Raw genomic sequence first — 13,794 nt, 5'->3', positions numbered from 1 at the left:
AAGGGACTATATTCCATATCCTTAATTAATGCTCATTGCAAGAATTTCCTCAACGTATTTTCGTTCATTTGCCAGGCGGGGCACTTTATGCTGACCTCCCAGCTTCCCTTTATTTTTCAGCCAGTTGTAAAAAGTCCCTTCTTTGGCCACATGTATAAGGGGTCTCCGCAAGGCCATATCTTTAAATCGTTTGGCATCATAGTCTGAATTTACCTGACGGAGAGTATCATCCAGAATATCAGTAAACCGGTCAATAGTCTCGGGATGTTGCTCAAATTCAATGATCCACTCATGGCCGCCGGCCTCGTCTCCCTGAAAATAAATGGGGCAGGCAGTGTAATCCCTGATAATTGCTCCTGTGGCCTTGCAGGCTGCCGTTAATGCATTTTCTGCGTTGTCTATAATTACTTCTTCCCCAAAAGCATTAATGAAGTGTTTCGTTCTTCCGGTGATCTGTATCCTGAACGGAGACAGGGAAGTAAATTTGATTGTATCACCGATCATGTACCGCCATAAACCACCGTTGGTCGAAATAATAAGTGCATAATTTTTATTTAACTCTACTTCATCCAACCTGAGCGTTTTTGGATTCTCTTCTTCGAAATTCTCCATTGGCAGAAACTCGTAGAATATACCATAATCCAGCATTAGCAGCATCTCCTCTGAATTTGATTGGTCCTGAATACCAAAAAAGCCTTCTGAAGCATTATACGTTTCCAGATAATACATATTAGCCGAGGGGATCAGTTTTTTAAACTGCTCACGGTAAGGCGTAAATTTTACGGCACCATGTATATATAACTCAAGGTTAGGCCAAACTTCCAGGAGGTTATTCTTTCCGGTAATTTCCAAGAGATGTTTTGCCAGCACTACGGTCCAGGTGGGAACACCTGATATGTTGGTTACATTTACATCCATTGTAGCTCTGGCCATCTTTTCAATTTTCTCCTCATAATTATCCATTAGAGTAATGGACATATCCGGAGTTCGATAAAACTCTGCCCAGATTGGCAGGTTTTTGATCAATACTGCTGAAAGATCACCAAAGTATACATCACTGCTGGCCTGGTTCACCTGGTGGCTTCCTCCCAGGGCCAAAGCCTTGCCGGTAAATATCTGCGCATTGGGTCGATTATTACAATAAAGAGAGAGCATATCCTTCCCGCCTTTGTAATGACATTCTTCCAACGATTCCGGGCTAACAGGAATAAACTTACTACGATCGTTGGTTGTTCCGGATGACTTAGCAAACCAATGAATTTCTGTACCCCAAAGGATATTTTGTTCCCCTTTCAACATCCGTTCAATATAAGGCTTTAACGTGTCATAAGTCTGTATGGGAACCCGTTCCTTAAACTGTTCCTGGTTAAGAATAGAGTTATAATCGTATAATTTCCCCCATTCTGTATTTCGGGCGCCAGAGAGCAAATTTCTGAAGAGTTCATCCTGCACGTCATGCGGATATTTGATAAACAGCTCTATCTGGTGCATCCGCTTCTTCATGAACCAGTTAAAAATGGAGTTTACTATGGTCATATAGGTTTAGTCGTGTCTGTCGTCTTTTTCTTTCGTAACTCAAAATTTTGCCCTAAATAAAACTTACGCGCCATTTCATTACTCGCAATTTCCATTGGAGTTCCGGTCAGCATGATCTTTCCTTCGGTCAGCAAATAAGCCCTGTCTGTGATCGAAAGGGTTTCCTGTACATTATGATCTGTAATCAAAATGCCTATGTTCCGGTGCTTTAACTTTGCTACGATGGTTTGTATCTCCTCCACTGCGATCGGATCTACGCCCGCGAAAGGCTCATCCAATAGTATAAAATTAGGATTGGCAGCCAGAGCGCGTGCAATTTCAGTACGTCTGCGCTCTCCTCCTGATAACAAATCCCCCCGATTCTTCCGAACCCTGTGCAAGCTGAATTCAGTTAACAACTCTTCCAGCTTTTCTGTTTGCTCCGCTTTACTTAGGTTGCGCATTTCCAGAACAGCAAGGATATTATCTTCTACAGACAGCTTTCGGAAAACCGATGCTTCCTGAGCGAGATAGCCAATACCTTTTTGTGCTCTCCTGTACATCGGGTCTTCGGTGATGTCTTCCGTTTCTAAAAAAACATGACCTTCCGTTGGCTTGATCAGTCCCACAATCATATAAAACGACGTTGTTTTCCCTGCTCCATTAGGGCCAAGCAAACCAACAATCTCTCCTTGTTCTACATGGAAAGACACATTATTTACAACTGTACGCTGTTTATATTTTTTTACCAGATTCTCTGCTTTCAGTATCATGCTTTTATTCTTACGTCGTGCGTCTTATCCCTTTAACACATACCTGAATTGAGCGTTTGTCTTTCCAGTTATTTTCTTCAAGAGTATAACACACATCAAATGGGAGCCCCTGATTAATTAAATTGGCATACTGCCCAAGTCCAAACCCAATACAGTCAAATATAGCTGAATTCCCTTGTCTGATGTTCATTTTTAAATGATTATTACCGACAACTGATGCCCTTCCAACTACATTAACATTCTTACTAATAAAAACCGGCGCCAGGTTTTGCGGGCCAAATGGGGCGAACTGGTTAAGAACCCGGAAAAACTTTCCATCGATATCCTTCAGATCAAGTGGTGCATCTATATAGATTTCCTGGGTTAATAACTCCTCCGGGATGGTTCTCGACACAACATCCTCAAAACGCTGTTGTAAGGCGGGAATATTTTCGGCCTTCAACGTTAGTCCTGCTGCATATTTGTGCCCTCCAAATTGTTCGAGCAGATCACTGCAAGAACTCAGTGCTTCGTAAAGATCAAAACCGAGCACTGACCGGGCCGAGCCGGCAACGTGTCCGTTGGATTGCGTTAAAACAATAGTGGGGCGATAGTACTTCTCGGTTAACCTCGAAGCCACTATCCCTATAACTCCTTTATGCCAGTCTTCGTTGTAAACAACCGTAGTTTTTCTCTTCTGCAGGACAGGATCACCATCAATCATTGCTAAAGCCTGCTCTGTTATAGACAGATCATGTTCCTTACGCTCGATGTTTTTCAGATTGACTATCAAACTCTGACTTTTAGCTATATTTGCATCCTCTGCGATAAGCAGGCTCACGGCATGTTTGGCATCATCGATACGGCCGGCTGCATTAATACGCGGGCCTATCATAAATACGATATCTGAAATAGTGTATTGCTTTTTCCCCGAGAGCTCTATAAGAGCCGCTAAACCATTGCAAGGATTTTCATTCAGCCGTTTAAGCCCATACCATGCAAGTACCCTGTTTTCACCTGTTATCGGAACAATATCCGAGGCAATACTTACCGCTACAAGATCAAGGTAGCAGCATATCTCATCGAAAGGAACGCCATGCTTTTGAGCGTAGGCTTGTACCAGCTTAAAGCCAATGCCGCATCCTGATAATTCTTTATAGGGATAATCGCAATCTGCTCTTTTCGGGTCAAGTACTGCAACTGCGCCTGGCAAGATGCTTCCCGGAAGGTGGTGATCGCAAATGATAAAATCTATGCCGAGGGTATTCGCATAATCAATCTTGTCAACCGATTTGATACCACAATCTAAAGCAATGATCAAACTAAAACCATTTTCAGCAGCATAATCAATTCCCTGAAAAGATATCCCATAGCCTTCCTTATACCTGTCGGGAATATAATATTCAATCTCCTGATGGATTTTTTTGAAAAAACCATAAACTAAAGAAACTGAAGTAGTCCCGTCTACATCATAGTCGCCGTATATCAGGATCCTTTCATTTCGTTGCAGGGCTGTTTCTATTCGCTGTACAGCCTTCACCATATCCTTCATTAAAAAAGGGTCATGAAGGTGACTAAGCTCGGGCCTGAAGAAATAACGCGCTTCTTCGAAAGTATTTATTCCCCTGTTTACGAGCAAAGCAGCCAAAACCTTTTCAATATTTAGCAGGTGTTGTAGCTCCTCTACCGCATTTGAGTTAGTTATATCCTGCTCTGCCCACCTTTTTTGCATATATTTGTTAGGTTTGAGGGGTAAATATAATACTAAATAAACTATTTGCCTCAAGGCTGTTTTATAAGCAATTCATTATCAATATACATTTTTATCCGGGACAACGATCTGTTGTTCCAACATCAGATAACTGCAATTAATGAAAGTATTCCCACTACACGAAGGTTCTTACTCAGTTGATAGTTCAAAAAAATTCATACCGTTCGACCCTGCAATCCACAGCCCTAAAGATCGCCCGGCCTCTCTCTTTGTTTACGTTCAACCCTTTTTGATCGAAACTTCAGATAGTTTAATTGTTATTGATGCTGGCCTTGGATATAAAGACGATGATGGCGAATTGATTATTCATAAAAATATCCGTCAGGCGGGCTACCATCCCGGGGACGTTAACCTGCTGCTTATGTCTCACCTTCATTTTGACCATTCAGCAGGAATGATCTATGAAAAAAATGGCAGGCACGAACTTACTTTTCCCAATGCGGAATATGTTATCAATCGCCATGAATGGGAAAATGCTTACAGTCATCCGTCAAAATCTTATCGCACAGAAATATTCGATGTAGTACAGCGAAGTGGTAGTATTCACTTTATTGAGGGTGATGGCCGCTTCAACGATAAAATCACTTATGAAGTAACTGGTGGGCATTGCGAGTTTCATCAGGTTTTTCACCTGGAAGATAAAGATGAAAAAGTCTTTTATGGCGGCGACATTCTGCCAGAGCCTGAACAACTTCTAAGAAAGTTCAAAGCTAAATACGACTTTGATGGCGCCCGGGCAATGGAATTGCGAGAGCAGTACGGAAAACAGGCTGCTGACAACAATTGGCTGTGCTTATTTTATCACGCCAAAAGCGAAGCCATGGGAAGAGTTGAGTATAGCGGGGATGCTTTTAAGGTAATAGGAGAACAGCTGGGTAGGTAATATACATATCGCCTTAACAGTATAAATTCAAAAATCACCGGACTCTTTGAACCGCCCAAACCCTAAATCAGTTTTTACATAAGCACCGAAAACAAAATAATCGTTTAAACGCTTATCGTATATCCTTTGCATATATGGAAAAAAATGACGATACCTTGCCTGCTTTCTTTTGCGTACCTGACATTACAGGCTTTACCAGATTTATTGCAACCGCTGACATTTCCTTTAGTAAAGATTTCATAGCAGGGCTGCTGCGCAAGTTAATTAATGCCAACATTTTAAAAATGAGCGTTGGCGAAATTGAAGGTGATGCTATTTTCTTTTACAAGGTTGGACGGTTGCCTTCTGTCAATCAGGTGGCCAAGCAATGTAAGGTATTATTTAAAGTTTTCTATGATTATGTACGTGAGGTAGAAAAAGAAGATCCGGAAAATCATGAAAAACATTTCGCCGATGGTCAGATGGGTTTAAAGATCATTATTCATTACGGACAAATAAGTTTAGCAAATATTAAAGGCCGCACCAAATTGATTGGAGAAGACGTAATTATCACTCACAAGTTACTAAAAAATAGCATAGAGGAGGATGAGTATATCCTTCTTACTCAAAACTACCTTGACAAAATCCGAAAGAAAGACGTTAGTTCATGGTTTCATTGGGACGATCTGAAAAAATCTTCTGATGTATACGATCATATTGGCGAGATTGAATACTGGTATATTCCTTTTGGGGAAGACTCCGCTATTTAGGTTTTCTCTTTAACTATCATAAGAAAAAAGCATTATCACAACGAAGCCGACCGCACATAGCACCAAACCTCCCATGAAAATATTGTACGACCAGCTTAACAACCGATATTTTTTGACTAACACTGCCCCCAAATGATAGATATCAATACTCATGCTGTCGTAAAGCTCTTCTTTTTCTTTCTTTAACTCTTTAATTCTGTTCACGAACTCGTGTAAATGCAACTGGGCAAAATTCCCAAAAAACAGAATACTGCTATCCTTCTTTTTTAATTCATAGCGCTCTTTAGAAGTCACATTTGGCCTTGAGGAAAGAACTGCAAAGACCACCGCAAGTAAACTGGTAATTAACAGAACAGCCATCGGAATAACAAAACGCAGACTTCCAAACTCATTCTGTCCTGAAAATGTATAACCAGAACCGAACAAAGTGATCACGAGAGAAATAATTATGGTATTTATACTGATCATGATATTAGCTTTATTGTCAGCAATAGAGCTAAGGTTGATATGGTACTCATACAAAGAACGGTATAAGGTCTCGATACCCCTGCCTTCTTTCTGCACTTTGTTTTCGGGAGAGGTTTTATCCAGCTTCGCCTTTAACTTTTCACCCTCAATTCTTAAAAGTTCGATTTTCTCGCGTTGAATTCTTATATTCTCCTCCCTTGTGCCGTCATATTTAAGAATTGCCTCTTCAGTAATATACGATTTACATATCAAAAAATTTAGTTGTTCTTCTGCCCATTCAAGATCACTATAAGTCTTTCCCAGGACCCTTTCCCATTCGATACGCAGTAATTCCGCCCGTTGGCTAAACTTTTTCTTGCCAATATTTATATAATCGGCATCATGGAGTATTTCCTGTAAAGTTCCATTCGGAGTATGTAAGGCACTGGTCGACAAAATCAGCTCTTCTATTTTTTTCAGATCTTCCAGCGGATAATCGTTTCCTAAGAACTCTTTCAAAATCCTCACACTTGCCTCTTCGTGACCTTTATATACTTCTGTATAACCTGTATCATGGAATAATGCAGCAAGCATCAATATTTCGTAATCCCGACTCGTAAGATTGTAAGCCTCGGCTAGTTCTTTACATGCTTTAGTTGTTTGTAATGTATGTTTATAGTTGTGGTATACGTAATCCGATTGTAGCTTTTCTCTGAATAAATTAAATACAAATTCCTGAGCGCTTTTAACAATTGGGTTATTATTCTTCATACTTGCCTATTAATATGCTTGAAAACTATAATCTATAAAAAGAGTTATTATACAGCTTAATGTTACAACATCAAATTGTGTGATACCCCTATGAACAGAATATACATACTTTTGTTAGTAGCTTTTTTTTATTCATGTGAAAACAACGGGAAAAAAGCAGACAGTACCAATAGTACAGCCGGACAGAAAACTCTTGAACCTATTGGCGGTAAACTCTATTCCGTACCTGAAGAACTCAAAGAAATTTCAGGAATATCCTTTGTTAATGATACTCTTTTAGTATCCATTCAGGATGAGGAGGGCATTTTATACTTTTATAGTCTTACTACTGAGAGCGTTACCCGAAAGTATGAATTTTGGAAAGGAAAGGACTATGAGGATATAGCAGTGGTAGGGAACGATTTGTTCATTGTAAATAGTTCAGGAACAATTTATGAGCTCAAAAACTTTAATACAGGTCCTTCCAAGCCAATAGTTCACAAAACTGCTCTGACAGAAGAAAACAATATTGAGGGTTTAGCGTACGATGCTAAAAATTCACGGCTCCTGCTGGCTGTTAAAGATAAAAGCCTCGACGATGACGAAAGCAAAAAAGACATCTATGCGTTTGATCTGAAAACGAAGAAGCTAGATACACGTGCAGCCTACTCCATCCGTCTTTCACAGGTTGAGGATTATTTTGCAGGAGACAAGCTGGAAGAGATCTCCAAAAAATTACTTAAAAAACTCGGCAATCAGAACTTAAATGAAGTATTTAGAACCTCAGCACTCAACTTCCATCCCCACACGGGCAACTTGTATGTACTTTCATCTTTAAACAATATTATCGCGGTACTTAGTCCGCAGGGAAAAATCTTGGAGATTCTCGAACTGGACGGTAAAGAGTTTATTCAGCCTGAAGGTTTGGCATTTACAAGTGATGGACGCTTATTCATTTCAAACGAAGGAAAAAACAAACAAGCAAATATTATCGAAATAAAATATGAAGATTAATTCTATTAAGAACTTAGGATATATAATATTTTCATTAATTGTATTCAGTGGCTGTATAAGCCTTAAGCCCTACTATGCTAAAAGTCAACTCGATTGGCAAAAAGCTACCCCTCCTGACTCGCTGAAATTGAAATACTCAGTTTTTATCATTGGGGATGCGGGCAAACCCGACGATAATAAGCAGGAACCTTCTTTGAAGTTGTTACAAAGTCAGCTCTATGACAGTACCAGAATAGTTAAGGGCGACACGTCATCAAATATCTCGCGGCCTGAAGACGTTGTCATTTTTGCCGGTGACAACATTTATGAAACTGGGTTGCCAGAGCCAAATGCACCTGACAGGAAAGAGAAAGAACGCCGCATTATAGAACAAATGAATGTTGTTAAAAACTTTAGGGGTCGTAAAATTTTCATTCCGGGTAATCATGACTGGAATGAAATGCGGCCCGGAGGTCTTGCCGCGGTAAATCGTGAAGAAGAGTTCGTAGAAAACTACCTGGATTCAAGCGACGTATTTATACCAAGCAACGGATGTCCCGGGCCGGTAGAAATCCAGTTGAATAAGGATCTGGTAGTAATCGTGTTGGACAGCGAATGGTGGTTGCATAAGTATGAGAAACCCATAGCACCCGACAACGGCTGCACTGCCGGAAGCCGGGTAGAAATAATGGAACAAGTCAAAGATATCTTGCTACGGAACAAGGGTAAGAACATTTTGATCACCCAGCATCATCCCTTATTCTCCAACGGTACCCATGGCGGCTATTTTACACTTAAAGACTATATATTTCCGTTAACCCTGGTTCGCGACCGGCTTTACATTCCCCTCCCCATAATCGGATCGATCTATCCTCTTATGAGGAAATACGGAGTTTCCAGGCAAGATCTATCTAACAAAGATTACCAACAGTTAAAGCGCGGACTGTTATCTATTCTGGGAGATGAAGAGAATGTAGTGTTGGCTACCGGGCACGAACATGCTTTACAGTTTAATAAGTTTGAGAATCTTAATCACATCATCAGCGGTGCGGGGGCGAAGTCCAATCCTGTGGTGAAGGGCAACGGCGCTCTCTTTGCTCATGGTCATAAAGGCTTTGCGCGGTTAAATTACTATGACAACGGACAAAGCTGGGTAGAATTTTGGGAACCTGTTGGTGATGGATCGACAGGAAAGTTGATTTACAGGGCCCCTCTGTATGCTATTCCTCCAAAAACAAATAGGGACATCCGTGAAGAAAAACAAATCAATTACGGAGACAGTGTAAAATTAATTGCTGCAGGCGAAGAATATAAAGCAAGCAGGTTCAAGCGCAATTTATTCGGTGAACACTATCGGGAAACATGGGCTACCCCTGTTTCTGCCCCCTATCTGGATCTTGCAACGTTTGCAGGAGGCTTAACACCGTTAAAAATGGGAGGGGGAAAACAAACCACATCCCTCCAGCTTCAGGGAAAAGACGGAAATGTCTATCAATTCAGAACCATTAGTAAAGACCCAAGTGCACTACTTCCGGAAGGGTTGGTCAAAACCTTTGCTGAAGACTTCCTCCAGGATCAGATCTCATCCGCCCATCCCTATGGTGGAATCATCATTCCTGGTATGGCGAAAAGAATCGGTATTTACTATGTCAGCCCGCAATTGGTCTACATGCCTCATAGTCGCTTACTCGGTCCTTATATTCAACAGGTAGGTGGTGAATTAGGAACAATAGAAGCACGTCCGGATGAGGATGTCTCCGACTTTAAGTCGTTTGGAAACGCAAAAAATGCTGTTAGTACAAGAAAAATGTACGAAGAAGTTTTGGAAGACAACGATAATGAAGTCGATCAGTTGATGTTCTTAAAAGCCCGGCTTTTCGACATGCTTATTAATGATTGGGACAGGCACGAAGATCAATGGAGATGGGCTGAATTTAAAAAGGATAAAGGATCTATTTACCGTCCAATTCCGAGGGATCATGACCAGGCGTTTTCAAAGTATGATGGCTTTTTTCCACGTCTGATGTCAAAAGTTACTCCCGGGCTACAAACATTCGGCAATGAAATTGCAGATGTCAAAAAACTGAATACAGCTGCAAGGGACCTCGACAGAAATTTCCTTAACAAACTTTCCAGGAGTCAATGGATCGATTGTGCAGAACAGATAAAAAAAGCACTAACAAACGAGGCAATTGACAGTGCAGTTAAAAGTATGCCTCCGGAAGTTTTTGACAGATCGGGCGCTGAAATCAGTAATAAACTTAAGTCAAGGAGAGATGGTTTGACCGAGGCTGCTGTAAGATACTACGAGGTATTAGCAAAGGAAGTTAATATAACCGGCTCAGACAAAAAAGAGTTTGTTCGTGTACAATCGCTTGGAGACAGCACAACCGTCACTATTTGCAAGATAAACAAAGATGAAAAGGTGGAAAAAACCTTATATCTCAGAACATTCAACCGGAATGAGACAAACGAGATTCGGATTTTCGCACTTCAAGGCCGCGACAGTATCGTCGTGGAGGGAGAAAAGTCGCCAATTAAGGTCCGGATAGTTGGAGGCGAGGATAAAGACTATATTGCTGATCACTCTAGTCCTGGAACTGGGAAGCCAGTTAAATACTACGATAGCGACGAGGGCAATACCATCATTAAAAATGACAATGTACGGTTACGTCTATCTGCCAGCCCCTCTGTAAATACTTACGAACAAAAATGGTTTAATTACGATAAGGCAGGTATTATCCCCTCTGTGGATTATAACGCAGACGACCAGTTTTTCATTGGTGCGGGCTACTCAATTACCCATTATGGTTTTCGAAAAAAACCCTATAGTTACAACCAAACAGTAAAGGGAAATTTTGCGCCAAAAACAAATGCTTACACAATAAGATATCGGGGAACGTTCCACTCGCTTTTTAAGGAGAATCATGATCTGATACTACATACAGCATATAATGGACCGAAATATACCTTCAACTATTATGGTGAAGGCAACTCGACGCCTAATGTGGGCGATGATGTTGATTATTTCAGAGTTCGTACTAAGAACTTCAGCATTGCAGCGGTATACCAAAGACGGTTTACTCAGGCCTTTAGCGTTGGAATTGGCCCCGGCTATGAGCATTATTGGATGGAAAAACAACCGAATAAATTCCTGACGAGTGAACAGTTCTTTGACAAGGAAGACATCAACAACCCATCAAGATTCGCTGTGATCAGATCTTATGCAAATGTTAACTATGTAGACAATGAAATCTTTCCGACAACAGGAGTCAGATGGTTTAACAACGCCAGTTACTTCAGTGAAATTAAAGGCATCCGGAAGGACTTCATGCAGTTGAAGAGCAATGTATCATTCTTTGGTACCCCTAACTTTAACTTTCCGATCACGCTGGCATTAAATGTAGGCGCGGCTACAAACATCGGTGACTATAAATTTTTCCAGGCCAATTCATTGGGAAGCAACACTTACTTAAGAGGTTACCGTAATAACCGGTTCTCTGGACGGAGCGCGCTATACAGCAATACCGAACTCCGTTTTGCGGTATCAAGTATGAGAAATTATATCCTCACTGGTAATTACGGCCTATTTGGATTCTTCGATACTGGAAGGGTCTTTTCCGATAACCCTGAAAAAGGCATCTGGCATACCGGATATGGTCCGGGTGTCTGGATTAATTTCTATAATAAATTCCTGGTATCAGCAGGATATGGAATGTCAAAGGAAGGGGGTTATTTTTCTTTAAATACAGGTTTTGCATTCTAAAGCTACTCACAAAAAAGGAGGTTTTACAACCTCCTTTTTTGTGAGTAGCTTAGTTTAAACTTACAGGCTTGCACTTACTTTGGACGCCATCTGAAGAGCATTATAAGCATTAACAACGCCTCCGGATATACAAATATCAGCCAATTTGACTTTCTTTCTTTCTCCATCCTCTCTGATCTTAACTTTCTGCTCAACCTTCACAACAGATTTAAGAATGATGTCCTTTACCTGCGCAGCCGTGAGGTTGGGATAGTACGAGCGGATTAGAGCTGCAAGTCCGGCAACAACAGGAGAAGCCATACTCGTCCCATCTTCCTCCTTATATTTAGATTCTGGAATTGTGGAACTAATTTTCATCCCTGGAGCAAACACATCTACTGTATAGCGTCCGTAATTAGAAAATTCAGCCACAAGATTTTCATCATTTTTCCAGCCACTCGCTCCTACCTCGATCCAGTTGTTTACTTGCGGACCAAAGAACCGGGCTGAATCAATTCTAGGCTTTTGCGGCAAAGCAGGTCTCATAATTCCGCCAATCCCGTTTGACTGTTGCCGGTTCTGACCATTCATAAAGGGATCTGGACGGCTTTGAGGGAGATTAGCAAAGTTCGCATTGGTGGTGTCGCTTAAAAATTTATTCGGAAAGTTATTACTATGATCGTTGTTCTTTCCGTCATTTCCTGCAGCATGCACTATTAGCACATCCTTTTGCTCTGCGTATCTCACTGCACTGTCTACAACTGCCTTATCCCACGAATAACCTTTACCAAAACTCATGTTAATAACCCGGGCCCCATTGTCAACCGCATACCTAATAGAGTTAGCTATATCTTTATCACGTTCGTCCCCATCAGGCACAGCTCGTAATCCCATAATTCTAACGTTGTCTGCAACCCCATTAATGCCCTTGCTATTGTTTCGAACTGCGCCAATGATACCTGCTACATGTGTTCCATGGTAAGCATCAGGCCCTGTGACGTCTCCGTTTCCGTATAACCGTTGTCTACTATCCGCGTAATCATCTCCTATTGAGTCTCGTGGATCATACATAAGATTCAGATGATAATTTAACTGACTATAATAATATTTGTAAACATCGTTGAGCTCTTCCCGAACCTTTTTGAAGTCCTGTTCCTTTTTAAGCTCGGATTTTACGAGCTTAAGAACCTTCTGCTCATTTCCATTTTTTGCGTCATACTTTTCAATATCTGTTGCAGTAACTTCCTTCTTTCCAATCTTCAATACGATCGAATCAAGAGTCTTTTTTACTATAGAAAAATTTTCATAACCTATTCTCGCATTTTGCATCTTATCCATATGCTCTGTTACGAGTTTCTTATACAGTGAAAACTCTTTTCTTTCCTGCGCCGATAGCGGTGTGGAATTAAGTACAGAAGCGTATTTATCCTGATAGATTCTTATTAAACGCACCAGTTCAAGATTGTCATATCTGACATTTCCCTTTGCTGATCCGATAAAATTCCAACCATAAATATCATCGGTATAACCGTTTTTATCCTCATCGACCTTGTTGCCTGCAACTTCCTTCGGATTTTTCCACATTATTGATTTCAAATCCTCATGGTCTTCATCGATGCCGCCATCAATCACTGCAACAATAACCGGGCTACTCTCCCTTCCCTTTAGCAGATCATAAGCTTTCTCGGTGCTGATCCCAAAAACACCATCCTTCTGTAAGTCCAGATTCTGCCAGTTCGGCTTCGGCTGATCTTGTGCCATTACACCAAGTGGAAGTAATAGACTAATGAAAAATATCTTCCTGAAAAACGTCATAGTTTAAATTTTATCTAAGTGAATCTCTAACGAAAAATGTTGCTATTAAATTATTAAGTATTTATTTAAGGACAAAAACTATACAATCAATATCCTCTTATTTAGCATATTTTAACACTTCAATCGTGGAAATGATTTCAATATATCGCTATAAGCACACGCGGCATGCGGGCGCTAGTCAAATGACTTAGAACGTTCGCCTGCCTACGCACGCGTGTTCTCGCTGGCGCGCGTGTGCCGCGTGCTCCCCTGGCCATCTTAACCAGCTGCATCCCAGCCATGGAAAAACAAAAAAGCCCGTTAGTATAACTAACGAGCTTCTGTTTTTAATAAAGATTTGGCACCGACCTACTCTCCCACATGTTACTGCAGTA

Annotated in this window: 9 protein-coding genes; 4 read left to right on the top strand and 5 right to left on the bottom strand. The window is 40.9% G+C overall.

The genetic code is table 11. The features are described from left to right. Nucleotides 1–21: 21 nt before the first annotated feature. Genes J3P37_RS00045 through recJ form a run of 3 tightly spaced genes read right to left on the bottom strand, consistent with a single transcriptional unit; the run spans nucleotide 22 to nucleotide 3,999 of the window. Entirely contained in the window at nucleotides 22–1,536 is a 1,515-nt protein-coding gene (locus J3P37_RS00045) for a GH3 auxin-responsive promoter family protein (protein ID WP_256008932.1), read from the bottom strand. Continuing rightward, entirely contained in the window at nucleotides 1,533–2,288 is a 756-nt protein-coding gene (gene lptB / locus J3P37_RS00040; protein ID WP_256008931.1) for an LPS export ABC transporter ATP-binding protein, read from the bottom strand. Before lptB ends, J3P37_RS00045 begins: the two co-directional genes overlap by 4 nt. Before the next feature lie 10 nt (nucleotides 2,289–2,298). Further along, nucleotides 2,299–3,999 (bottom strand): single-stranded-DNA-specific exonuclease RecJ, encoded by a 1,701-nt coding sequence (gene recJ / locus J3P37_RS00035; RefSeq protein ID WP_256008930.1) that lies wholly within the window; start codon nucleotides 3,997–3,999, stop codon nucleotides 2,299–2,301. Nucleotides 4,000–4,138: 139 nt separating this feature from the next. Here recJ and J3P37_RS00030 point away from each other — a divergent pair, with 139 nt between their 5' ends. Next, nucleotides 4,139–4,921, top strand: a complete 783-nt coding sequence (locus tag J3P37_RS00030; protein ID WP_256008929.1) for an MBL fold metallo-hydrolase — start codon at nucleotides 4,139–4,141, stop codon at nucleotides 4,919–4,921. Nucleotides 4,922–5,055: 134 nt separating this feature from the next. After that, entirely contained in the window at nucleotides 5,056–5,670 is a 615-nt protein-coding gene (locus J3P37_RS00025; protein WP_256008928.1) for a DUF2652 domain-containing protein, read from the top strand. Nucleotides 5,671–5,679: 9 nt separating this feature from the next. Here the strand turns inward: J3P37_RS00025 and J3P37_RS00020 are convergent, their stop codons facing one another. Further along, a complete protein-coding gene (locus J3P37_RS00020; RefSeq protein ID WP_256008927.1) occupies nucleotides 5,680–6,888 on the bottom strand; it encodes a Pycsar system effector family protein in 1,209 nt (402 codons plus the stop codon). 90 nt (nucleotides 6,889–6,978) lie between these two features. On the opposite strand from J3P37_RS00020, the gene J3P37_RS00015 reads away from it, so the two are divergent. Both J3P37_RS00015 and J3P37_RS00010 read left to right on the top strand, forming a co-directional pair. Continuing rightward, entirely contained in the window at nucleotides 6,979–7,881 is a 903-nt protein-coding gene (locus J3P37_RS00015) for an SdiA-regulated domain-containing protein (RefSeq protein WP_256008926.1), read from the top strand. After that, a complete protein-coding gene (locus J3P37_RS00010; RefSeq protein WP_256008925.1) occupies nucleotides 7,871–11,626 on the top strand; it encodes a metallophosphoesterase in 3,756 nt (1,251 codons plus the stop codon). Before J3P37_RS00015 ends, J3P37_RS00010 begins: the two co-directional genes overlap by 11 nt. Before the next feature lie 60 nt (nucleotides 11,627–11,686). Here J3P37_RS00010 and J3P37_RS00005 read toward each other — a convergent pair whose 3' ends face one another. Continuing rightward, nucleotides 11,687–13,420 (bottom strand): S8 family peptidase, encoded by a 1,734-nt coding sequence (locus tag J3P37_RS00005; RefSeq protein WP_256008924.1) that lies wholly within the window; start codon nucleotides 13,418–13,420, stop codon nucleotides 11,687–11,689. Nucleotides 13,421–13,794 lie beyond the last annotated feature (374 nt).

The organism is Desertivirga xinjiangensis, from assembly GCF_024436435.1.
Lineage (GTDB): Bacteria > Bacteroidota > Bacteroidia > Sphingobacteriales > Sphingobacteriaceae > Desertivirga > Desertivirga xinjiangensis.
The sequence above is the reverse complement of the archived record's forward strand: the minus strand, read 5'-3'. Positions and strand labels throughout refer to the sequence as shown.

Coding starts and splice junctions, on each gene's coding strand:
- lptB (WP_256008931.1), bottom strand. CDS start 2,288: ATGATACTGAAAGCAGAGAATCTGGTAAAAAAATATAAACAGCGTACA.
- J3P37_RS00025 (WP_256008928.1), top strand. CDS start 5,056: ATGGAAAAAAATGACGATACCTTGCCTGCTTTCTTTTGCGTACCTGAC.
- J3P37_RS00045 (WP_256008932.1), bottom strand. CDS start 1,536: ATGACCATAGTAAACTCCATTTTTAACTGGTTCATGAAGAAGCGGATG.
- J3P37_RS00015 (WP_256008926.1), top strand. CDS start 6,979: ATGAACAGAATATACATACTTTTGTTAGTAGCTTTTTTTTATTCATGT.
- J3P37_RS00020 (WP_256008927.1), bottom strand. CDS start 6,888: ATGAAGAATAATAACCCAATTGTTAAAAGCGCTCAGGAATTTGTATTT.
- recJ (WP_256008930.1), bottom strand. CDS start 3,999: ATGCAAAAAAGGTGGGCAGAGCAGGATATAACTAACTCAAATGCGGTA.
- J3P37_RS00005 (WP_256008924.1), bottom strand. CDS start 13,420: ATGACGTTTTTCAGGAAGATATTTTTCATTAGTCTATTACTTCCACTT.
- J3P37_RS00030 (WP_256008929.1), top strand. CDS start 4,139: ATGAAAGTATTCCCACTACACGAAGGTTCTTACTCAGTTGATAGTTCA.
- J3P37_RS00010 (WP_256008925.1), top strand. CDS start 7,871: ATGAAGATTAATTCTATTAAGAACTTAGGATATATAATATTTTCATTA.